The sequence below is a fragment of the Streptomyces sp. NPDC005774 genome, assembly GCF_042871645.1.
GTDB lineage: Bacteria > Actinomycetota > Actinomycetes > Streptomycetales > Streptomycetaceae > Streptomyces > Streptomyces pratens.
Genome location: NZ_JBIAIV010000029.1, coordinates 53,286 through 74,478, shown reverse-complemented (window position 1 = coordinate 74,478; position 21,193 = coordinate 53,286). Strand labels below are relative to the sequence as shown.

Annotated in this window: 16 protein-coding genes, 1 pseudogene and 1 riboswitch; of the genes and pseudogenes, 8 read left to right on the top strand and 9 right to left on the bottom strand. The window is 72.1% G+C overall.

The features are described from left to right. The first annotated feature begins 34 nt into the window (after window positions 1–34). A complete protein-coding gene (locus ACFYQA_RS24540) occupies window positions 35–805 on the top strand; it encodes a cobalt-precorrin-6A reductase (protein ID WP_388921627.1) in 771 nt (256 codons plus the stop codon). A gap of 13 nt (window positions 806–818) precedes the next feature. Here the strand turns inward: ACFYQA_RS24540 and ACFYQA_RS24535 are convergent, their stop codons facing one another. The 3 genes from ACFYQA_RS24535 to cobG are packed head-to-tail and all read right to left on the bottom strand — an operon-like array spanning window position 819 to window position 4,287. Further along, entirely contained in the window at window positions 819–2,315 is a 1,497-nt protein-coding gene (locus ACFYQA_RS24535; protein ID WP_388921625.1) for a precorrin-2 C(20)-methyltransferase, read from the bottom strand. Beyond that, complete coding sequence (locus ACFYQA_RS24530; RefSeq protein ID WP_388921623.1) at window positions 2,312–2,983, bottom strand: precorrin-8X methylmutase; 672 nt, start codon at window positions 2,981–2,983, stop codon at window positions 2,312–2,314. The genes ACFYQA_RS24535 and ACFYQA_RS24530 overlap by 4 nt, the downstream gene beginning before the upstream one ends. Further along, window positions 2,980–4,287: a precorrin-3B synthase gene (gene cobG, locus ACFYQA_RS24525; protein ID WP_388921621.1), complete on the bottom strand. Its 1,308-nt coding sequence runs from the start codon at window positions 4,285–4,287 to the stop codon at window positions 2,980–2,982. The genes ACFYQA_RS24530 and cobG overlap by 4 nt, the downstream gene beginning before the upstream one ends. A 53-nt stretch (window positions 4,288–4,340) precedes the next feature. Continuing rightward, window positions 4,341–4,488, top strand: a riboswitch (cobalamin riboswitch). A gap of 29 nt (window positions 4,489–4,517) precedes the next feature. Here cobG and cobN point away from each other — a divergent pair. Both cobN and ACFYQA_RS24515 read left to right on the top strand, forming a co-directional pair. Continuing rightward, complete coding sequence (cobN, locus tag ACFYQA_RS24520; RefSeq protein WP_388921619.1) at window positions 4,518–8,144, top strand: cobaltochelatase subunit CobN; 3,627 nt, start codon at window positions 4,518–4,520, stop codon at window positions 8,142–8,144. 222 nt (window positions 8,145–8,366) lie between these two features. Further along, the gene (locus ACFYQA_RS24515) at window positions 8,367–9,038 is read left to right on the top strand and encodes a response regulator (RefSeq protein ID WP_388921677.1); all 672 of its coding nucleotides are present in this window, start codon (window positions 8,367–8,369) and stop codon (window positions 9,036–9,038) included. Here the strand turns inward: ACFYQA_RS24515 and ACFYQA_RS24510 are convergent. Further along, window positions 8,993–11,050, bottom strand: coding sequence for a sensor histidine kinase (locus ACFYQA_RS24510; RefSeq protein ID WP_388921616.1), 2,058 nt, complete (start codon window positions 11,048–11,050; stop codon window positions 8,993–8,995). The genes ACFYQA_RS24515 and ACFYQA_RS24510 overlap by 46 nt on opposite strands. Before the next feature lie 141 nt (window positions 11,051–11,191). Here ACFYQA_RS24510 and ACFYQA_RS24505 point away from each other — a divergent pair, with 141 nt between their 5' ends. Both ACFYQA_RS24505 and ACFYQA_RS24500 read left to right on the top strand, forming a co-directional pair. Beyond that, window positions 11,192–11,512: a hypothetical protein gene (locus ACFYQA_RS24505; protein ID WP_388921613.1), complete on the top strand. Its 321-nt coding sequence runs from the start codon at window positions 11,192–11,194 to the stop codon at window positions 11,510–11,512. A gap of 44 nt (window positions 11,513–11,556) precedes the next feature. Then, a pseudogene (locus ACFYQA_RS24500) lies at window positions 11,557–12,716 on the top strand (alpha/beta hydrolase). 210 nt (window positions 12,717–12,926) lie between these two features. On the opposite strand, the gene ACFYQA_RS24495 reads toward ACFYQA_RS24500, so the two are convergent. From ACFYQA_RS24495 to narJ, 5 genes are all read right to left on the bottom strand, one after another. Further along, complete coding sequence (locus ACFYQA_RS24495) at window positions 12,927–13,700, bottom strand: sulfite exporter TauE/SafE family protein (RefSeq protein WP_388921610.1); 774 nt, start codon at window positions 13,698–13,700, stop codon at window positions 12,927–12,929. Between the two features lie 165 nt (window positions 13,701–13,865). Beyond that, window positions 13,866–14,669 (bottom strand): polyphosphate kinase 2, encoded by an 804-nt coding sequence (gene ppk2, locus ACFYQA_RS24490; RefSeq protein WP_388921607.1) that lies wholly within the window; start codon window positions 14,667–14,669, stop codon window positions 13,866–13,868. Then, the gene (locus tag ACFYQA_RS24485; protein ID WP_388921605.1) at window positions 14,591–15,463 is read right to left on the bottom strand and encodes a vitamin K epoxide reductase family protein; all 873 of its coding nucleotides are present in this window, start codon (window positions 15,461–15,463) and stop codon (window positions 14,591–14,593) included. Before ACFYQA_RS24485 ends, ppk2 begins: the two co-directional genes overlap by 79 nt. Next, window positions 15,460–16,263, bottom strand: coding sequence for a respiratory nitrate reductase subunit gamma (gene narI, locus ACFYQA_RS24480; RefSeq protein ID WP_388921602.1), 804 nt, complete (start codon window positions 16,261–16,263; stop codon window positions 15,460–15,462). Before narI ends, ACFYQA_RS24485 begins: the two co-directional genes overlap by 4 nt. After that, window positions 16,260–17,093 carry a nitrate reductase molybdenum cofactor assembly chaperone gene (gene narJ / locus ACFYQA_RS24475; RefSeq protein ID WP_388921599.1) on the bottom strand — a complete coding sequence of 278 codons (834 nt, stop codon included), beginning with the start codon at window positions 17,091–17,093 and terminating at the stop codon, window positions 16,260–16,262. Before narJ ends, narI begins: the two co-directional genes overlap by 4 nt. Between narJ and ACFYQA_RS24470 the strand changes: the two genes are divergently transcribed. From ACFYQA_RS24470 to ACFYQA_RS24460, 3 genes are all read left to right on the top strand, one after another. Continuing rightward, a complete protein-coding gene (locus tag ACFYQA_RS24470) occupies window positions 17,062–19,491 on the top strand; it encodes a multicopper oxidase domain-containing protein (protein WP_388921596.1) in 2,430 nt (809 codons plus the stop codon). The two genes, narJ and ACFYQA_RS24470, sit on opposite strands and share 32 nt — an antisense overlap. Further along, window positions 19,491–19,937, top strand: a complete 447-nt coding sequence (locus ACFYQA_RS24465) for a hypothetical protein (protein WP_388921593.1) — start codon at window positions 19,491–19,493, stop codon at window positions 19,935–19,937. Before ACFYQA_RS24470 ends, ACFYQA_RS24465 begins: the two co-directional genes overlap by 1 nt. Before the next feature lie 179 nt (window positions 19,938–20,116). Then, window positions 20,117–21,151, top strand: a complete 1,035-nt coding sequence (locus ACFYQA_RS24460) for an Acg family FMN-binding oxidoreductase (RefSeq protein WP_388921674.1) — start codon at window positions 20,117–20,119, stop codon at window positions 21,149–21,151. Window positions 21,152–21,193: the final 42 nt, after the last annotated feature.

The window sequence follows — 21,193 nt, the reverse complement described above, 5'->3', positions numbered from 1 at the left end:
GGGAAGGGAACCGAATGAAGGGAACGGAACGGCCGTGCATGTGCTGATCCTCGGCGGCACCACCGAGGCCCGCCGCCTCGCCGAGCTCCTGGCGGACGCCGCCCTGCCGTGTCTGAGGGTGACGAACTCCCTGGCGGGACGGGTGGCCGCGCCCCGGACACCGCCCGGCGAGGTGCGCGTAGGCGGCTTCGGAGGGGCCGACGGACTCGCCGCCTGGCTGCGCGGGCACGAGGTGGACCTGCTCATCGACGCCACCCACCCTTTCGCCGGCACGATCAGTTTCAACGCGGCACGGGCCACGACCACCACCCATGTTCCTCTCCTCGCGCTGCGACGTCCCGGCTGGCTGCCGGTCGAGGGGGACGTCTGGCACGAGGCCGGTTCCCTGACCGAGGCCGCGGGGCTGCTGCCCGCGCTCGGCCGGCGGGTCTTCCTCACCACCGGCCGGACGGGCCTGGCGGCCTTCGCCCACCTGGACGACCTGTGGTTCCTCGTACGGTCCGTGGACGCGCCCGGCGCGCCGCACCCGGCGCGCATGGAGGTGCTGCTCGACCGCGGCCCGTTCACCCTCGACGGGGAACGCGAGCTGCTGCGTCGGCACCGGATCGACGTCGTGGTCACCAAGGACAGCGGGGGAGCGGCCACCGCACCGAAACTGACGGCCGCCCGTGAGGCGGGGGTGCCCGTGGTCGTGGTGCGCAGGCCGCCGGTGCCCGGGGGAGTGACCGTCGTGGCCGATCCCCGGCAGGCGGTCCAGCGGGTCCGGGAGGCATACGCGCGGTGTGCGCACCCGGACGCCGGCTGAACCGCCGAGGCCCTCACTCCTCCGGATAGCGGCGGGGCGTCCAGACGACCTCCTCGCCGTCCCCCCGCCGTACGACCCGGGTCTGCGAGGAACCGACCAACAGGACCGTGCGCATGTCGACCTCGTCCGGGTCCAGGTCCGCCAGCCGGACGATCCGCACCCGCTCGCCGGCGCCGCCCACGTCCCGCGCCACAACGACGGGCGTGTCCGGCGCCCGGTGCTCCAGCAGCAGTTCGCGGGCCTTGCCGACCTGCCAGGTCCGGCTGCGCGACCCGGGGTTGTACAGGGCCAGCACCAGGTCGGCACCCGCGGCGGCGCGCAGGCGTCCGGCGATGACCTCCCACGGCTTGAGGCGGTCGGACAGGGAGACGGTGGCGTAGTCGTGACCGAGCGGGGCGCCCGCACGGGCGGCGGCCGCGTTGGCGGCGGTCACGCCCGGCAGCACCCGTACCGGCACGTCCGTGTACTCCTGGGCCGAGGAGGCCTCCAGCACGGCCGTGGCCATGGCGAAGACACCGGGGTCGCCGCCGGACACGACAGCCACCCTGCGCCCCTGCAGGGCGAGTCGCAGCGCGAACTCGGCGCGCTCGGCCTCGACCCGGTTGTCCGAGCCGTGGCGGCGCTGACCGGTTCGTACGGGCACCCGGTCCAGGTAGGTGGTGTAGCCGACCAGGTCGTCGGCGGCGGCGAGGGCCCCGCGCGACTCGGGCGTCAGCCACAACGGCCCGGCCGGCCCGGTCCCGACCACGACGACCTCACCGACGGAGCCCGGCTCCCGCGCGGGGCGTTCGGCGTCGGCCTGGCTCGGCAGCACGGCCACCGAGAAGTACGGCACGGACTCGGCCTCCACGTCGGCGAGTCCGGCAAGGCGTTCCCCGGCCATGGTGGCCCGCTCGACGTACCGGGCCGCCCCGAGCCGTCCCGCGCGCTCCATCGCCCGGCGCACCTTGGGGAAGGTGCGGCCCAGCTTCATCACCACGGCCGCGTCCGTCGCGGCGAGCCGGGCGGTCAGCTCCTCCTCGGGCAGCGTGCCCGGCAGGATGGTCAGCACCTCCTCGCCCTCGACGAGCGGAGTGCCCAGGCGGGCCGCGGCGGCGGAGACCGACGTGACACCGGGGATCACCTCGGTGTCGTAGCGGTCCGCGAGCCGCTTGTGCATGTGCATGTAGGAGCCGTAGAAGAGCGGGTCGCCCTCGGCGAGGACGGCGACCGTCCGGCCCGCGTCCAGGTGGACGGCGAGCCGGGCCGACGCCTCGGTGTAGAAGTCGTCGATGGCGCCCTGGTAACCGCCGGGGTGGTCGGTGGTCTCGGTGGTGACGGGGTAGACCAGCGGTTCCTCGACATGGTCGGCCCGTATGTGCTTCGCCGCGATGGCGCGGGCGATGGACCGGCCGTGGCGGGCACTGTGGTAGGCGATCACGTCCGCCTCGGCGATGGCCTCGACGGCCCGTACGGTCATCAGGGACGGGTCCCCGGGACCGAGCCCGACCCCGTACAGCTTGCCGCTCATTCTTCCTCGCTCGCGATCGCGTTGAGAGCGGCGGCGGCGATGGCGCTGCCTCCGCGGCGGCCTCGGACGACCAGGTGTTCCAGGCCCGAGGGGTGGGCGGCCAGGGCGTCCTTGGACTCGGCCGCGCCGATGAAGCCGACGGGCACGCCGATGACGGCGGCCGGCCTCGGCGCCCCCTCCTCGATCATCTCCAGGAGGCGGAAGAGCGCTGTGGGCGCGTTGCCGACGGCGACCACGGCGCCCTCCAGGCGGTCGCGCCACAGCTCCAGCGCGGCGGCGCTGCGGGTGGTGCCGAGCTTCGCCGCCAGCTCCGGGACGGCCGGGTCGGAGAGGGTGCACAGTACGTCGTTGCCGGCGGGCAGCCGCTTGCGGGTCACGCCGCTGGCGACCATCTGCACATCGCAGAGGATCGGAGCCCCGCCGCGCAGGGCCTCGCGTGCGCGGGCCACCACACCGGGTGTGTGACCTATGTCGCGGACGAGGTCGACCATGCCGCAGGCGTGGATCATCCGGACCGCGACCTGGCTGACGTCGGCGGGCAGGGCCGCGAGGTCCGCCTCCGCGCGGATGGTGGCGAAGGACCGGCGGTAGATGGCCGCCCCGTCCTTCTCGTAGTCGTAGGGGGTCACGGTGCTCTTCTCGCTGCTCTCGGTCGTCGTACGGCTCATGAGGTGAGGGCCGCCAGGGCGGCGGCGAGGTGGGAGGGATCGTCCAGGGCGGCGGTACGCTCCGGCCGCTCCCGGGCGGCCATGCCGATCCGGTAGCCGCCCTCCGGGGCGGCGACCACGTCGATCCGGTCGCCGCGGGGGTGGCCGCAGCGCCGCTCGCAGCCGGACCAGTACAACGGCAGGGGGGAGCGGCCCGCGTCGGCGAGGGCGGCGGTTGCGTCCGCCCGCACGTCGGAACGCGACTTTGCGCACCCCGGCCTGCCGATGCAGGCACCGACGCGCAGCCAGGGGGAGGAGGAGTCGGTGACCAGGCCGGTGCCGGAGAGACGGGTCAGTGTGTCGGCCGCTGTCGCCGCGCTCGTCCCGGGAGCGGGGACGACAATGCCGCGCCACGGTGTCAGGCGCAGTTCGCCCGACCGGACTTCGGCGGCCACCCGGGTCACGGTCCGCCATTGACGGGACGTGAGACGGCCCAGGGGCACATGGACGGACAAGGCCGCCCCGGCCACCCCCGGAGGCGGTCCCTCCGCTGTGGCGCGGTCGTGCGGCGCCGGAACGCAGCCGATGCCCGCACCGGTCAGACGGGACCGGATCAGACGAGTCAACTCCCCGGAGGGAAGGCTCAGTTCGTCGACGCGCCAGACCTGCGCCCCGGTCTCCCGCAACACGTCGAGGAACGCCTCGGCGGCGAGCAGGGCGGCCCGGGGCGCTTCGTCCCCGGACACCCGCAGGGCCTGCTCCGCCGAGCCCACGGCGAGCAGGGCGCCGTCGCCGGCGAGCGCACGCACGGTCACATCGGCGCCGAGCCCGGCGACATCGCCCCGCCCGTCGTCGAGCGCGAACAGGAACCGCCCGGACAGCGCCCGCGCCGCTTCACTCGCGCACAGTGACCCGTCCAGGGCCGACAACCACGACCGCACATCCCGGACACCCCGTCCGTCGAGGCCGGACAGCGGCGAGGCGACGATGTTGCGTGCCCGTTCGTGCCCACGTGAGGGGAGCAGTCCGACGGCGTCCAGCAGTTCGGCGAGCCGGGCGCCGCAGTCGTCGCGCAGTCCACGCAGTTGCACATTGCCGCGCGAGGTCAGATGCAGTTCACCGTCGCCCAGCCGGTCCGCCGCGTCCGCCAGTGCCTCGGCCTGCGGCACGGCGAGCACCCCGCCGGGCACCCGGACCCGGGCCAGCGCACCGTCGTCGGCCGTGTGCAGCCGCAACGACCCCGGGCAGGCGTCACCGCGGTCCCGGGAGACCGCTGTGGCCTGGGACGACGGGGGGAGGGGAGCCGTGGACATGGCGGCGAGCATACAGATCGGCACCCCGCAGCCAAGTCCTGCCCTCTTGCCCCGACCCGTACTATGTCTCTCGGCGGATCATCAGATCCGCCATCGCCATGACGGCGACATGGAGGAAGCCCGGTGCGAATCCGGCGCGGTCCCGCCACTGTGAGTCAGGCCACCACGAGGCCGGACGAGTCAGGAACTCCAGCCGTCTTGTACCACCCGGGGCGCGGATCCCGAGGAAGGCCGGCCGACGCATGCCGCATTCGTCCGGGGAGCGCTCGACGCACCCCCGCATCCTGCTCCTGTCGACGTCCGACACGGATCTGCTCAGCGCCCGCGCGGCCGACGGCCCGGTGCCCTACCGCTTCGCGAACCCCTCCCGCCTCCCGCTCGACGACCTGCCCGCACTCCTCGACGGCATCGGCCTGGTCGTCGTACGCCTCCTCGGCGGACTGCGCGCCTGGGAGGACGGCCTCGACCTGCTGCTCGCCGACGGCCGCCCGGTCGTCGTCCTCACCGGTGAACAGGCCCCCGACGCCCAGCTGATGGCCGCCTCCACGGTCCCCGTCGGCCTCGCCGCCGAGGCGCATGCCTACCTCGCCCACGGCGGGCCCGCCAACCTCGAGCAGCTCGCCCGCTTCCTGTCCGACACGGTCCTGCTCACCGGCCACGGCTTCGAGGCGCCCGCGCCCGCGCCCACCTGGGGGCCGCTGGAGCGCACACCCCGTGAGGGCACCGACGGCCCGACCGTCGCCGTGCTCTACTACCGCGCCCACCACATGAGCGGCAACACCGCCTTCGTCCACGCCCTGTGCGACGCCGTCGAGAACGCGGGCGGGCGGCCCCTGCCGCTGTACGTGGCCTCCCTGCGCGCTCCGGAATCCGAACTGATCGAGGAGCTGCGCGCGGCGGACGTCATCGTCACGACCGTCCTCGCGGCCGGCGGCACCAAGCCCGCCGAGGCGTCCGCCGGCGGCGACGACGAGTCCTGGGACGCGGGCGCGCTCACCACCCTGGACGTGCCGATCCTCCAGGCCCTGTGCCTGACCGGCTCCCGCACCGCCTGGGAGGAGAGCAGCGAGGGTGTCTCCCCGCTGGACGCCGCGAGCCAGATCGCCGTGCCCGAGTTCGACGGCCGCCTGATCACCGTGCCGTTCTCCTTCAAGGAGATCGACGCCGACGGCCTCCCGGCCTACGTCGCCGACCCCGAGCGCGCCGCCCGCGTGGCCGGCATCGCCGTGCGCCACGCCCGCCTGCGGCACATCCCGGCCGCCGACAAGCGCCTGGCCCTCGTCCTGTCCGCCTACCCGACCAAGCACTCCCGCATCGGCAACGCGGTCGGTCTGGACACCCCCGCCAGCGCGGTGGCCCTCCTGCGCCGGCTGCGGGACGAGGGGTACGACTTCGGCGACACCGACGTCCCCGGACTGGCCTCGGGGGACGGCGACGAACTGATCCGCGCGCTGATCGAGGCGGGCGGGCACGACCAGGACTGGCTCACCGAGGAACAGCTCGCCCGCAACCCGGTGCGCGTCCCGGCCGCCGACTACAAGCGCTGGTACGCCACCCTCCCCGGGGAACTGCGCACGGCCGTCGAGGAGCACTGGGGCCCCGCCCCGGGCGAGATGTTCCTCGACCGCAGCCGCAACCCGGAGGGCGACATCGTCCTCGCCGCCCTGCGCCGCGGCAACCTGCTGATCCTCATCCAGCCCCCGCGCGGCTTCGGCGAGAACCCCATCGCCATCTACCACGACCCCGACCTGCCGCCCTCCCACCACTACCTCGCCGCCTACCGCTGGATCGCCGCCCGGGCCGAGGACGGCGGCTTCGGCGCGGACGCCATGATCCACCTCGGCAAGCACGGCAACCTGGAGTGGCTGCCGGGCAAGAACGCCGGCCTGTCCGCCGCCTGCGGCCCCGACGCCGCCCTCGGCGACCTCCCCCTGATCTACCCCTTCCTGGTCAACGACCCGGGCGAGGGCACCCAGGCCAAGCGCCGGGTCCACGCCACCCTCATCGACCACCTCGTCCCACCGATGGCCCGCGCCGACTCCTACGGCGACATCGCGCGCCTGGAACAACTCCTCGACGAGTACGCCCAGATCTCCTCCATGGACCCGGCGAAACTCCCGGCGATCCGCGCCCAGATCTGGACCCTCATCCAGGCCGCCCGCCTCGACCACGACCTCGGCCTCGACGACCGCCCCGACGACGACGGCTTCGACGACTTCCTCCTGCACGTCGACGGCTGGCTCTGCGAGGTCAAGGACGCCCAGATCCGCGACGGCCTCCACGTCCTGGGCGCCCCGCCCGCCGGCGCCGACCGGGTCAACCTCGTCCTGGCGATCCTGCGGGCCCGCCAGATCTGGGGCGGCGTCACCGCCCTGCCCGGCCTGCGCGAGGCCCTGGGTCTCGACGAGTCCGCCGCCACCCGCACGACGGCCGACGAGGCGGAGGAGAAGGCCCGCGCCCTGGTGCAGGCGATGGAGGACGCGGGCTGGGACCCGGCCGCCGTGCCCGCCGAGCACGGTGAACAGGTCGCCGCCGTACTGGAGTTCGCCGCCCGCGAGGTCGTCCCGCGCCTCGCGGCCACCACCGCCGAACTCGACCACAGCGTCCACGCCCTGAACGGCGGCTTCGTCCCCGCGGGCCCGTCCGGCTCCCCGCTGCGCGGTCTGGTCAACGTCCTGCCGACCGGCCGCAACTTCTACTCCGTCGACCCCAAGGCCGTCCCCTCCCGCCTCGCGTGGGAGACCGGACAGGCCCTCGCGGACAGCCTCCTGGAGCGCTACCGCACGGACAACGGCGACTGGCCCGCCTCGGTCGGGCTCTCCCTCTGGGGCACCAGCGCCATGCGCACCGCCGGGGACGACGTCGCCGAGGCCCTCGCCCTGCTGGGCGTCCGCCCCGTCTGGGACGACGCCTCCCGCCGCGTCACGGGCCTGGAGGCCATCCCGTACGACGAGCTGGGCCGCCCCCGCATCGACGTCACCCTGCGCATCTCCGGCTTCTTCCGCGACGCCTTCCCGCACACCGTCGGCCTCCTCGACGACGCCGTGCGCCTGGCGGCCTCCCTGGACGAGCCCGCCGAGACCAACCACGTCCGCGCCCACGTCCAGGCCGACCTCGCCGAACACGGCGACGAACGCCGGGCCACCACCCGCATCTTCGGCTCCCGCCCCGGCACCTACGGCGCCGGCCTGCTCCAGCTCATCGACTCCCGCGACTGGCGCACCGACGCCGACCTCGCCGAGGTCTACACCGTCTGGGGCGGCTACGCCTACGGCCGCGAACTGGACGGCCGCCCGGCCCGCGACGAGATGGAGACGGCGTACAAGCGGATCGCGGTGGCCGCCAAGAACACGGACACCCGCGAGCACGACATCGCCGACTCGGACGACTACTTCCAGTACCACGGCGGCATGGTCGCCACCGTCCGCGCCCTGCGCGGCACCGCGCCCGAGGCGTACATCGGCGACTCCACCCGCCCCGAGACGGTCCGCACCCGCACCCTGGTGGAGGAGACCTCGCGCGTCTTCCGCGCCCGGGTGGTCAACCCGAAGTGGATCGAGGCGATGCGCCGCCACGGTTACAAGGGCGCCTTCGAACTCGCCGCCACCGTGGACTACTTGTTCGGCTACGACGCCACCACGGGGGTCATCGCCGACTGGATGTACGACAAACTCACCGAGACCTACGTCCTGGATCCGGCCAACCGCGAGTTCCTGCAGCGGGCCAACCCCTGGGCCCTGCACGGCATCGCGGAGCGGCTGCTGGAGGCCGAGTCGCGCGGCATGTGGGGGAAGCCCGACCCGGCGGTCCTCGACGCGCTGCGGAAGGTGTACCTGGAGACGGAGGGCGACCTGGAGGGCGAGGACTGAGGCGTGGCCCGGCATGCTGTGCTCGGCGCCCGTGGGATGATACGACGCGGGCAACCGGGCCCCATGTGGGCCAGGGCCTGTCCGTTGGGATCGTGTCGGGCCGGTGTGGTCCGGCACCGTACTTCCGCGCGTGGTCGTCGGTTCCAGGGCTCCGCCCCCAGTACCGGACCCCGCCCCCGGCTCGGCCTGCCCGGACGAAAGATTTCAGAAGAGGAGAAGGTCATCAGTGTCCGTGTGCTGGTCGCGGACGATCAGGCGATTGTCCGCGCGGGATTCGCGGCGATCCTGACGGCCGAGGCCGACATGACCGTGGTCGGCGAGGCCGCCGAAGGAGACGCGGCGGTGGCGATGGCGGCCGAGCTCGCGCCCGACCTGGTATTGATGGACATCCGCATGCCCGGTATGGACGGGCTGACGGCCACCCGGCTGATCACGCGTTACAGCAGTCGCGTCAGAGTCCTGTTGCTCACCACGTTCGACCTCGATGCCTACGTCTACGAAGCCCTGCGTGCCGGAGCCTCCGGCTACCTGCTCAAGGATGCCGAGCCGGATGCTCTTCTCGCCGCGATACGGGGTGTCGCCGCCGGTGACGGCGTCCTCGCGCCTGCGGTCACGGGACGTCTGATAGCGGCCTTCGCCCAAGGTGCCCCGGTTTCCCCGGAGACCACCGGAGCTCTGAGCAACCTCACCCATCGTGAACGTGAGACTCTGACTCTGGTCGCCACGGGCCTGAGCAACGCGGAAGTCGGAGAGCGTCTGGGGGTGGCCGTCGGCACGGTGAAGGTTCATGTCAGCGTCGTGCTGAACAAACTGAGTCTGCGGGATCGCGTGCAGGCGACCATTTTCGCCTACGAAAGCGGACTCATCCGCCCCTCGGGGCTGTCAACTCCCTGAAGAGCACCGGCATCCAGACTTCCGAGCAGCTGACGCATGGCGGCCAGCGTCGCTCTCGTGGCGGCGGCGACGTCGTCCAGACTGCCCGCCTCCGCTGAGGAGATCACCCGAGTGGTCTGCCGGAGCACCGTCTCCCGCAGGTCGCCGGCGACCCGCTGCCGCTCACTGTGGACCAGGTCCCTCTTGCCGGCCAGCAACGCCGTGAGCGCTGCGTCCTCGCGCCTCAACTCCCGCCTGCGGCGTATGTGCATCAGCCACCCCGCCAACCACGCGGCCGTGAACACCAGGCCGGGCAAAGGCAGCACCGGCAAGAGAACGAACAGCAAAACGAAGGGATCGACAGGCTCTCCGACCAGTATCCCGTTGGCGGTGAACGCCGCCATCATCGATACCACGAACGAAAGGAGCATGGCGGGAACAGGTAGAAACGACAGCCGGAGGCCCGGCGGATACGTCAGTAATGTCGTCCTCGAGTGCTGAACGTACTTCCCGTCAGAGGCGGTTGCGGGTTTCAGCACGCGGCCGTAGGCCGCGACACCGTAGACAGCGGCCACTTCGGCGAGTCCGCCGCTCACGAGACGGGACGCGGCGGACAGCGGCAGCACACCGCTGTGGAGCAGCACCGGCCACAGAAGGGCGGTGGCCCCGACCGCCGTGAGGGTCAGCCAAGGGGCACGTCGGCGCCACAACAGCGGCAGCGCGTGCACGGTCAGCACCAGCGCGAGCAGCAGGCGGACCGAGACCGAGTGACCGGCATCGTCCGCCTCTGCCAGGGCGAATGCCAGCGACAACGCGGCGACAAGGCCGAAGACCGCTCCGTCCGCGATCTGCTGCTCGCGTGCGAAGTTGCGCCGTCGTCCCACGGCCGACTGCCGTCCGGACGGGGTGTCGGGGAGCACGGCGTGTACGCGCCAACCTCCGTCGGGGCGGGGCTCTGCGGAAAGTTGCCCGCCGATCGCATCGGCGCGCCGCCACATCCCCGCCACACCCCGGCCGGAGCCGAGAGCCGGCTGGCCGCCGTCGGCACCGCCCGGCGGCTTGCTGTTGTCAATGGTCAGTCGCAGGGCGTCCTCGGATCGCTCCGCCCGAATGCCGACCGACGCGCCCGGTGCGTAGCGCAGGGCGTTGGTCAGCGCCTCCCGGATGATGCCGTGGGCCGCCTCCGCCGCAGGGCCGACGAGATCGGGAGGCAGGGAAACGGAGATGGGGCGACCCAGTCTGCCGAAGCCCGCGATCAGGGCCTCGATCGAGGCGGTCATCGACTGGGGAGCCGGTGTGTCGTCCACCTGCATGACCGCCACGAGACGGCGCAGGGCGGATTGGGTCTCCCGTGTGGTGCGGCTTGCGAACGTGAGCGTCTCCGTGGCCAGCTCGGGCCTGCTGTCACCGAGCCTGCGGGCAGCTTCGACGGTCACCACGACGGAGGTGAGGTGATGTGCGCTGATGTCGTGCAACTCGTTGGCCAGTCGGTCCCGTTCGGTGCCGACGGCCTGCCCCCGCTCCTGCTCGGCACGGGCCAGTTGCTGTTGTGCCACCTGCCGTTCCCGCAGCCAGTGCCGGCGACCGGCGCCGAGAGCCGCCGCCAGCAGGTACCAGAAGACGGTGATGAGCCAGTCGTCGACGAGAGCACTGCTGAACCCGTACTGCACGGTGGCCGACAGGAGTTGGACGACAGCGGCTGCGGCGGTCGCGCCCAGCCCGACGGCCCAGTCGCTCCGAGCGGTCACGGAGAAGAGCGCCACCTGGACGGCCAGCAGGCCCATCAAGCCCACCAGGTCGGTCGGGACCAGGAGTTGCACCAGTACGGAAGTGGTGAGGGTAAGGCCAAGAGTGGTGGGTGGTGCTCGGGTTCGTCGTTCGAGCGCGACCACGGTGCATGCCAAGGCAGAGGAGTAAGTGATGCACACCGTTGTGTTCGGAGGCTTCTCCAGCAACGGAAAGGTGAGGAACCACAGAGTGGGTTCTGCCACCGCGAACAGGCCCGGCAGGAGCAGGCCTCGAGCCCTTCCCATTGGCGTAAGTGTAGAGGGGGGCACGGCTCCGCCTGTCGTCGAGGACTGGTGCGCCGGTACCCCGTCTAGGTCTTGCGGCCTAGGTGACGTTCCTTCCGGTGGTCGACGTCTCAGCGGGTGCCGGGCCGGAAGGAATGAGACATGGAACGAACCGATTTCATCGTCACCTTGGTCGCCGTCTTGATCAGTGTGATCATGGCCATGCTGCTGAAGAAGACGCCCACCTGGCACATCGTAGTCCTGGCTCTCGTCGTCTATCCCGTGAACATGGTGCTGCTCTCGGCACTGGAATCGGCCGGGATCATCAACAGCCCATGGTCCGAGTACACCTTCATGGGCACCGTGACCCTCGTGTCCGCCGTACTCGCCGCACCGGTCGTCCGAAAGTACAAGTCCCGCCGGGACGGACGCGCCGACCGTCGGCACCACGACCGGCACCACGCTCAGGACGTCGACGCGTAAGCGTCCGTTCCTTCCCTCGTCAACGACCTCAGATCGGCAGAAGCATGCCCAACCACCTTTCGTCCCGGGCCACCGTCGCCCTGGCGTCACTCGCCGTACTGGCAGCCGCCACCGTCACAGCCTGCGACCCCGCCGGCGAGGAAGACGGAGCCGCTGCGATACCCGCGGTCCCCGCCGCTCTCAGAGAGCAGAAGTTGGACTGGGCCGCATGTCCCGCCCCGTCCGCGGCCCAGGGCGGCGGTGATGAACCCGAGGACCTGCCGGACGGGACGACATGGCAGTGCGCCACCATGAAGGCGCCCCTGGACTACGCGAAGCCCGACGGCAAGACCATCGATCTCGCCCTCATCCGGGCACAGGCCGCGAAGGACTCCGGCAGGAAGAGCATCGGATCCCTGGTCTTCAACTTCGGTGGCCCCGGCGGCTCCGGGGTGCCGACGTTCCCCGCCTTCGCCGCCGAGGAGTACCTGGAGCTGCACAAGCGCTACGACCTGGTCAGCTTCGACCCGCGGGGGGTCGGGGAGAGCGCCGGTGTGCAGTGCCTGGACGACAAGGCCATGGATGCCTGGCTGGCCCAGGACTCGACGCCGGACGACGCGGCGGAGGAGAAGGCCCTCACCGTCTGACGCAGGGACAGGCCGGCATGGGCATCCTCTCCGCCCTCTACAGCCAGGAAAGCTGGTCGTGGCTCGGCGCTGCGCTGGAGGATGCGCAGAAGGGGGAGGGCGGTGGACTGCTGTGGCTCTCCGACTTGTACGCCGAGCGCGACATCAACGGCGTGTACTCCAATTCCGGTCCCGCCAACACAGCGGTGAACTGCGCCGACAGCAAGGATCGCTTCACCGTCGAGGACGTGCACCGGCAGCTTCCCGAATTCCGCAAGGCGTCTCCGGTGTTCGGCGAGATGACCGCCTGGATGCTGCTCGCGTGCACCGACTGGCCCGTGGACGGCCACGCGTCCACCGTCGACATGAAGGCCGACGGCGCGGGCCCCGTTCTCGTCATAGGCAACACCGGTGACCCGGCCACCCCCTACGAGGGCGCCAAGAAGATGGCGGACGCGCTGGGCAAGGGAGTCGGCGTCCACCTCACGGTCGAGGGCGAGGGCCACGGCACCTACGGCGTCAACAAGTGCCTGACCAGGATCGTCGACAAGTACCTGCTCGACGGGACGGTCCCGAAGAGCGACACCGTCTGCTCGTGAACCGGACGGCTCTTGCCTCCCGGTGAAGCGTCTGGAGCCGGCCTCGGTGAGGGGGCGGCCGGGCCCGCCCCCGGGCCCGGGAGGCCGGTGAACGAGTCCTTGGCGCGGACGACATGCCGAGGCCGATCCCCCTGTGACGGAAGGGTGTTGGCCTCGGCCCCGTGCCGCGGTGACCTGTGACCGATGGCCGGCCCTCCGGCGGGCGCCGGTTCAGCGCAGGAGCAGTTGGACGATGGCGAACGTGCCGACGACGACGATGAAGGTCCGCAGGGCGGGCGGGGGAAGTCGACGTCCGACCTTCGCGCCGATCTGGCCGCCGATCGCCGAGCCCACGGCGATGAGCAGGACGGCGGTCCAGTCGAAGTCGGCGACGAACAGGAAGAACAGGGCCGCGATGCTGTTCACGATGGCGGAGAGGACGTTTTTGACGGCGTTCAGCCGCTGGAGGGTGTCCTCGAGCAGCATGCCCATCAGGGAGAGGTAGATGATCCCCTGGGCCGCCGTGAAGTAACCGCCGTAGACGCTGGCGAGCAGGAGCCCGCCGAAGAGGACGGGCCCGCCGTCGGTTTTGGTGACCGTGCCCGTGCGGGCCCGGCGGCGTTGGACGCGGGCGGAGATACGGGGCTGGAGCACGACGAGGACCAGCGCGAGTGCGACGAGCACGGGGACGATCGTCTCAAAGGCGGTCGCGGGGAGCGTGAGCAGCAGCATCGCTCCGGCGAGTCCGCCGATCACCGCGGCCACGCCGAGCCGCAGGACAAGACGGCGCTGTCCCTTGAGTTCCGCTCGGTAGCCTATGGCGCCGCTGACCGAACCGGGGATCAGCCCGAGAGCATTGGACACGGTGGCGGTCACCGGGGGCAGCCCGGTGGCGAGCAGAACGGGAAACGTGATCAGCGTGCCCGAGCCGACGATGGTGTTGATGGTGCCGGCGCCGATGCCGGCGGCGAAGACCGCCAGTGCCTCCCAGATGGACAAGGCCATCTCCTTCGGGTTCGGTGGGTCGCCTCCCCGCCGTGAAGGTCGAGGGGCCACCACCGATCATGCAGGAAGGGTGTGCACGCCGGGGCAGCCGGGGGCACCACCCGGTTGCCCCGCCGGTCACCCGGTCACCCGGTCACCCGGTCACCCGGTCATCGGGACACCGGGTCAGAGGGTGGCCGCGTGGTCGGGGACGTAGGTCTGCAGGTCGCGGGGCGGACGCTGGTAGCCGGTGGACGGCGGGCGCTCCGGCAGTTCGATGACCGGCGGCTCCACCTCCGGGTAGGGCACCGTGCTCAGCAGATGGGCGATCATGTTCAGCCGCGCGCGGCGCTTGTCTTCGCTCTCCACGACGTACCACGGCGCCTCGGGGATGTCGGTGTGCACCAGCATCGAGTCCTTGGCCCGGGAGTACGCCTCCCAGCGGGTGATCGACTCGAGGTCCATCGGCGAGAGCTTCCAGCGGCGCAGCGGATCCTCCCGTCGCTTGCGGAACCGTGCCTCCTGCTCGGTGTCGCTCACCGAGAACCAGTACTTGCGCAGCAGGATTCCGTCCTCCACCAGCATCCGCTCGAAGATCGGGCACTGGTGCAGGAAACGCTGGTACTCCTCCTTCGTGCAGAACCCCATGACCCGCTCCACGCCGGCGCGGTTGTACCAGGACCGGTCGAACAGCACGATCTCACCGGCGGCCGGCAGATGCTCTACGTACCGCTGGAAGTACCACTGGGTGCGCTGGCGCTCGGTCGGCGTGGGCAGGGCCGCGATCCGTGCCACGCGCGGGTTGAGATACTCGGTGACCCGCTTGATGGTGCCGCCCTTGCCCGCGGCGTCCCGGCCCTCGAAGACGACGACCAGCCGGGCCCCCTCCGCCCGCACCCACTCCTGGAGCTTCACCAGCTCCGTCTGCAGACGCAGCAACTCGCTCTCGTACGCCGCACGGGGCAGCTTCGCTGCCTTCTTGCCGGCCATGTCGCCGCCTCCACCGCCCGGTGACCCGCGCCGTCCTCGGGCGGGTCACTCCGTTCAAGGTCACATACCAGGACGCCACCGTACTGACCGGCGGGGAGCCGCGCATCCGGCCCGGTGACGCTCCGAGTGGCCCGAGGGCCAGAGCAATGTGCTCCAGGAGGACCGAAGCGGGTGAGGACGAGCACGACGAGCAGGGCGTACCAGGCGCCGAGCAGTATCCAGTGCGTGTCCCGGACGACCTCCCGCACCGGCCGGGGCGCCGGGACCAGGCCCTGATCCAGGCAGTGCACGGTGACGTACCAGAACAGGGCGATGGTGACGACCCAGACCACGGCGCAGTAGGGGCAGAGTTTGCCCAGCTCGTACAGGGACTGCGCGATCAGCCAGTGGACGAAGAACACTCCGGCCAGCGCCCCGGCGCCCAGCGTGAGCCACAGTCCCCGGTGGAAGCGGGCGCCGGTGAGAGCGGCGACGCCCAGGGCGGCCACGGCGGCGAACGCGCCCAGTCCGAGCAGCATGTTGGGGAAGCCGAACAGGCTGCCCTGCGGACTGGACATGACGCTGCCGCAGCTCACCACGGGACTGATGTCGCACGGTGGCCGGTAGGCGGGGTCCCGGAGCAGCCGCCAGTCGTCCACGGTGAGCCGGAAGGAGGCCAGCCAGCCGGCGAGCCCGGTGAGGAGCAGCACCAGGCCGGTCCGGCGGCCGGCGCCCACGGTGTGCGGGTGCCGGCCGCCGGCGGGTGCCGGCACGGGGGAGGGAGACAGCACGGGGGAGGGAGACGGGCCGTTCATGGCCGGACGGTGGACCGGGCGCCGGAGGGGCGCGAGGCGGTCTGTGGTGCCGCCACCGACCCGTTCCTGCGCCGGTAGACCAGGTACGGCCGGACGAGGTACCCGACCGGCGCACTCCACACGTGGACGAGACGGGTGAACGGCCAGGCCGCGAAGAGCAGGCAGGCCGTCAGGGCGTGCAACTGGAACAGCAGCGGGGCGCCGGTGATCGCCTCCGGCTTCGGAGTGAGGGTGAACAGGCCCCGGAACCAGACCGAGACGGTGGACCGGTAGTCGTAACCGGCGCCGAAGACGTTGTGCGCGGCGGTGGCGACGATGCCCAGCAGCACGGTGGCGGACAGCAGTGGGAAGAGCAGTTTGTCGCTGCGGTCGGTGCCGAGCCGGATACGCCGGTTCAGCAGCCGCCGGGCGCACAGCATGCCGAGCCCGGCCACCATGGCGACGCCGGCCACCGAGCCCGCCCACACGGCCACAGTGTGGTACATGTGCTCGTCGATGCCGACGGCCCCGGTCCACGAGGCCGGCACGGCGAGCCCCACCACATTCCCGGCGATCACCATGAACGCGCCCAGGTGGAACAACGGGCTGCCCCAGCGCAGCCGGCGGTGCTCGAGGAGCTGGCTGGTGCGCGAGGTCCAGCCGAACTGGTCCTGCCGGTAGCGCCACACGTGCCCGACCACGAACACGGCCAGGCAGACGTAGGGAACGGCGACCCAAAGGAGCAGATCGGTGCCGCTCACCGAGGAGGGGGACGCCGCGGGGGAGGACGACGCGGCGACGGTCAGGGACAGGGCGTTCATCGACGGCCTTCCGTGCGGCTGGTCGGAGTGAGGGGCGGCACCCGGGTCGGTACGGCGGGCAACGGGGGCTCGAAGGCGCCCGGCGGAGCGAACTCGCCTTCCCCGTAAGGCCCGTACGCTGAATGCGTTCGATAGAGGTCAAGGCCCACCTCCTCGTCCGGCGGGCCCTCGGCGACGAGCCGGGCGACCTCCGCCCGGTCCGCCACGGTGGCCGGCGGCAGCAGCGTGAGCAGCGCCCCCAGCACATGCCGGTAGGGGGAGCCGGCGTCGGTCAACGCCCGGTGAACCAGCTCCAGTCCACGCCGGTGCTGCCGCAGAGGCGCCTCACCGGCGCCGGGGCCGACGAGGGCGGCGAACTCCAGAACCACCGGGAGATGGTCCGGCAGCTCGCCCCCGTCCGTGTCCCAACCGGCTGCCCGATAGCGCTGGTTGAGGGTGAGCAGGGCCATTCCGCGGCGGCGGGTGTCGCCGTGCAGGTAGTAGGTGAGGTAGAGGCTGCTCCTGCGGCGCAGGTCGAACGTCTCGACGTAGTGGCGCTCCAGGGCGTCCGGTTCCTCGGCGGTGAGCCAGGTGGTGAACTCGGCCAGATACCCGGCGGCGGTCGAGGGCGGCAACGCTGCCACGGTCGAGGTCAGGACCGGCCGCGCGGCGGCGAGTTCGGCGTCCGGGTACTGCAGCAGCAGGGAGCACAGCCGCAGCAGCAGGGTGCGTGCCCCGGCCTCCTCGGGTGCCAGCCGCGGTGCAGGTCGGCCGGGCGTGGACCGGGCCGCCGGACGGCGTACGGCGACCACGGCGATCGTGGTGTGGAGCGAGCACTTCGCCGTCGCCATGCTCCACGCCAAGCTGCCCGACCGGCGGTGGAGCGACATCCGGCTGGCCGGCGTCAACCTCGGCGTCGTGGGTGTCCTCGCCGGGGCGTGGGCCGACCTGCCGGCCCTGACCGGAGCCGGATGCGCGCTGCTCGTCGGGGCGATCGGCGCGCACCTCGTAGTGCTGGTCCGCCTGGGCCGGGGCGCGCTGGGCGGACGGCTCGCTCCGGTCGCCGACTACTACCGGGCCGCCGCCGCTGCACTGATCGTAGGCGCTGTCCTGGGCTGGCTGCTGGCGACCGGAAGGGCCGGCCCGCAGCACCACAGCGGGCTGAAGCTGGCCCATGTGCACGTCACGCTCCTCGGCTGGATCGGACTGCCCGTGCTGGGCACGCTGTTCATGCTGTGGCCGACCACGCTGGGCGTGCGCATGTCCGAACGCACCACCCGACTGGCCCGCCACGTGCTCGGCCTGACCGGGGGCGGCCTGCTGACGGCGGTGGCCGGACTAACAGCCGGACAGTGGCCCGCCGCTGCACTCGGCGTCGCCCTCTACGCCGCCGGAGTCGCCGTCGCGGCCGTGCTGTTCGCCCGTACCGTGCGTCGCCGGCCCGTGGTCTCGGCCGCTGCCGCGTGGGCGCTGGCAGCGGCCCTGGCCTGGTTGTTCGCCGGCCTGGTCGCGGACCTGGGACTGCTGGTGACGCGGTCGCTCACCGAAGCGCAGGAACTCGTCGCGTCCCTGGTCCCGGTCCTGCTCGTCGGACTGGTCGCCCAGGTCCTCATCGGCGCGCTGACCTATCTTCTGCCCGTCGTCCTCGCCTCCGGCCCCTCGGAGCGGGCAGCGCTGCGGGCGGTACTGGAACGGGGCTGGGTGGTGCGGCTGGCGGTCCTCAACCTCGGCGTCGCCCTCGTAGCCCTGCCGCTGCCCCACCCCGCCGGCGCCGCGTTCCTCGCCCTGACGGTGTCCGTGCTGCTCCGCAGCGGGCGTGCGCTCGGCCGGGAGACCGGCCGGGACCGCCCCCGGGGCGCGGACGGTGCGAACGGTACGGGCGGCGCCGGACGGCGTCCCGCGCTGTGGGGCACCGCCGCGGGTGCCGTGCTGACCGTGCTGGCCGTACTGGTCGCCAACAGCGCTGGGAAAACAGGAGGTTCGGACACCGCTGCCGGAACCGCGGGCGGCGGCACGGGTGTCACGCGCACCGTCGCCGTGACCCTCGTCGGCATGCGGATCCGCCCGGACCGTATCGAGGTCGACGCGGGCACCGCACTGCGGTTGAAGGTCACCAACACCGATGCCCAACGGCACGACCTCAAGGTGGAGGACGGCCCCGCCACCCCGATGCTCGCCAAGGGCGACAGCCGCGTGCTCGACCTCGGCCCGGTCACCGAGGACCGCGAGGCGTGGTGCACTCTGCCGGGCCACCGGGCAGCCGGGATGAACCTGGACATCGTCGTCAACGACGGCACCGGCGCGGGCAGTGGCGAAGAAGCGGGCCACACGGGACACGACGGACACGCGTCGGCCTCCGGCACCGGCACGGACGACGGCCCCGACCTCGCCGCCGACTTCTCCACCGCCTGGCGGCCCCGCTCCGCCGACCTGGCCCCCGCGCCCGGCGGGACGGTGCACAGAACCGAACTGCGCGCCGCCCGCACCGACAGCGAGGTCGCTCCCGGCGTGACACAGCAGATGTGGACCTTCGGTGGCACCGCACCCGGCCCCACCCTGCACGGCAGGATCGGTGACGTCTTCGAGATCACCCTGATCAACGACGACCCGAGCATGGGCCACGGCATCGACTTCCACGCCGGCTCCCTCGCCCCCGACAAGCCCATGCGCACCATCGAGCCCGGTGAGCGCCTGCTCTACCGCTTCCGTGCCGAGAAGGCCGGAGCCTGGCTGTACCACTGCAGCACCGCACCCATGCTCCAGCACATCGGCAACGGCATGTACGGCGCCGTGATCATCGATCCGCCGGGGCTGAAGAAGGTCGACCACGCATACGCGCTGGTCTCCTCCGAGCTCTACCTCGGTACGCCGGGCAGCACCGCCCAGGTGGCGAAGATGCGTCGGAACGAGCCGGACGCCTGGGCGTTCAACGGGGTCGCCGCCCAGTACGCCAAGCGGCCCCTGAAGGTGCGGGCCGGTGAACGGGTCCGGTTCTGGGTGGTCGCCGCCGGGCCGCGGAACGGCATCGCCTTCCACATCGTGGGCACCGTCTTCGACACCGTGTACAAGGAGGGCGTCCACCTGCTCCGGCCGGACGATCCGGGCGGCGCGCAGGTCCTCGACCTGGCTCCCGCGCAGGGCGGCTTCGTGGAGACGACGTTCCCGGAAGCCGGCCACTACGCCTTCGTCGATCACGACATGCGTCACGCCGAAGCGGGCGCGCTCGGCACCGTGGAGGTGGTCGAGTAGTGGACACCGTCGGATGGTGGTCCCTGGTGCGGTTCACGCACGTGGCCGGCGCCGCCCTGTGGGTCGGCGGGCAGCTGGCCCTGTCCCTGGTGATCCTGCCGCTGGCCCGGCGGCTGCTCGCCGAGGAGGCCAGGGACCGCTTCACCGCCGCGGCCGGCCGCCGGTTCGGGATGCTGACCGGGGCCCTCTTCCTGCCCGTGCAGCTGGGTACCGGATGGGCCATGGCCTGGCACAAGGGCGTCACCTGGGCCTCCCTGGCCGAGCCCGGATACGGTCATACCCTCGCGGCCGAACTCGCCCTGTTCGCCGCCGTGATACTCGCCGCGGCGGGACACGGGATCGCCCACTCCAAGGGCCGCACGGAGCCCGCCCGTGCCCTGGCGGTCGTCGCCCTGGTCGGCTCCCTCGGCGTCGTCCTGCTCGCCACGGCCCTACCGGCCACCTGACGGTCCCGAACGAGACCACGGAGGGCCCCGAACGAGACCACTGACGGTCCCGAACGGGCCACATGGCCCGCGCCGTGGGGCCGGTCAACCCTCCTCCCGGAGCGGTTTCGCGGCGCAGGGTTGACGCAGCAGAGAGAACTCTGCCGAGGAGCCGTTGCGAAGGAGCCGTGATTGCCGTGATGCAGACCCGCGAACTCGACGCCGCAGCCGTGCATGCCCTGCTGGCCGCGGCAGTGGCGGCCCCGTCGATCCACAACACGCAGCCCTGGCGGTTCGGCCTGGACCCGGACAGCGGGACGGTCCAGGTCAGGGCCGACCGCAGGCGGCAGTTGTCGACCGCGGATCCCCTGGGGCGTGCCCAGCACATGTCGGTCGGTGCGGCCGTCTTCAACCTCCGGGTGGCCGCGGAACACCTCGGCTGGGCTCCCGTCGTCCGGCTGCGCCCCGCCGCGGACGACCCGGACCTGCTGGCCACGGTGCAATTGTCCTGCCCCACCGTGGACCGGCAGTTGTCCCTGAGCGGCCTGTACGACGCGGTCGAGCGCCGCCACACCAGCCGGATGCCGTTCACCGGCCGCCCGGTGCCGGACCCGATCGTCACCGAGATGATCGGCGCGGCCCGCACCGAGGGAGCCCACCTGGACGTCCCCGACATCATGGGCACCCGGCGCCTGCTGCACCTGACGGAGGCCGCCGAGACCCGCAATGCCGCCGACCCGGCCGGCATCGGCGAAATGCGCACCTGGGTCACACCTCCGGGCGAACGCACCCCCTACGGCATCCCCCTGACCGCCCTGGGCCCGCGGGACGCGTCCGGCCGGATGCCGGTGCGGGACTTCACTGGAGTACTGCCCGTACCGAGACTCCCGGCCGTACGGTTCGAACGCCATGCGCAGGTGGCCCTGCTGTGGACCTCCCACGACCGGCCGGAGGACTGGCTGAGGGCGGGGCAGGCCCTGGAACGCGTCCTGCTCACGGCGACCCGGTACGGGGTGCGTACCTCGATGCTGCACCAGGCGATGGAGTGGCCGGACCTGCGGGCGGCCATGGCGGGAACGAGACGACGCTGCTGCCCGCACCTGCTGATCCGCTTCGGTTACGGCTCCGGATCCGGCAGCGGTCGCACACCGCGCGCGTCAGCCCGTCCCGTGTCCGGCCTCAACGTGGGGGAGCGGCGGCGAGGTCAGGGCCGGGACCAGGAGCGGGCCCACTGACCGGTACGGGCAGGGCCGTTCGGCCCTGTGCCGGCCCCGCGT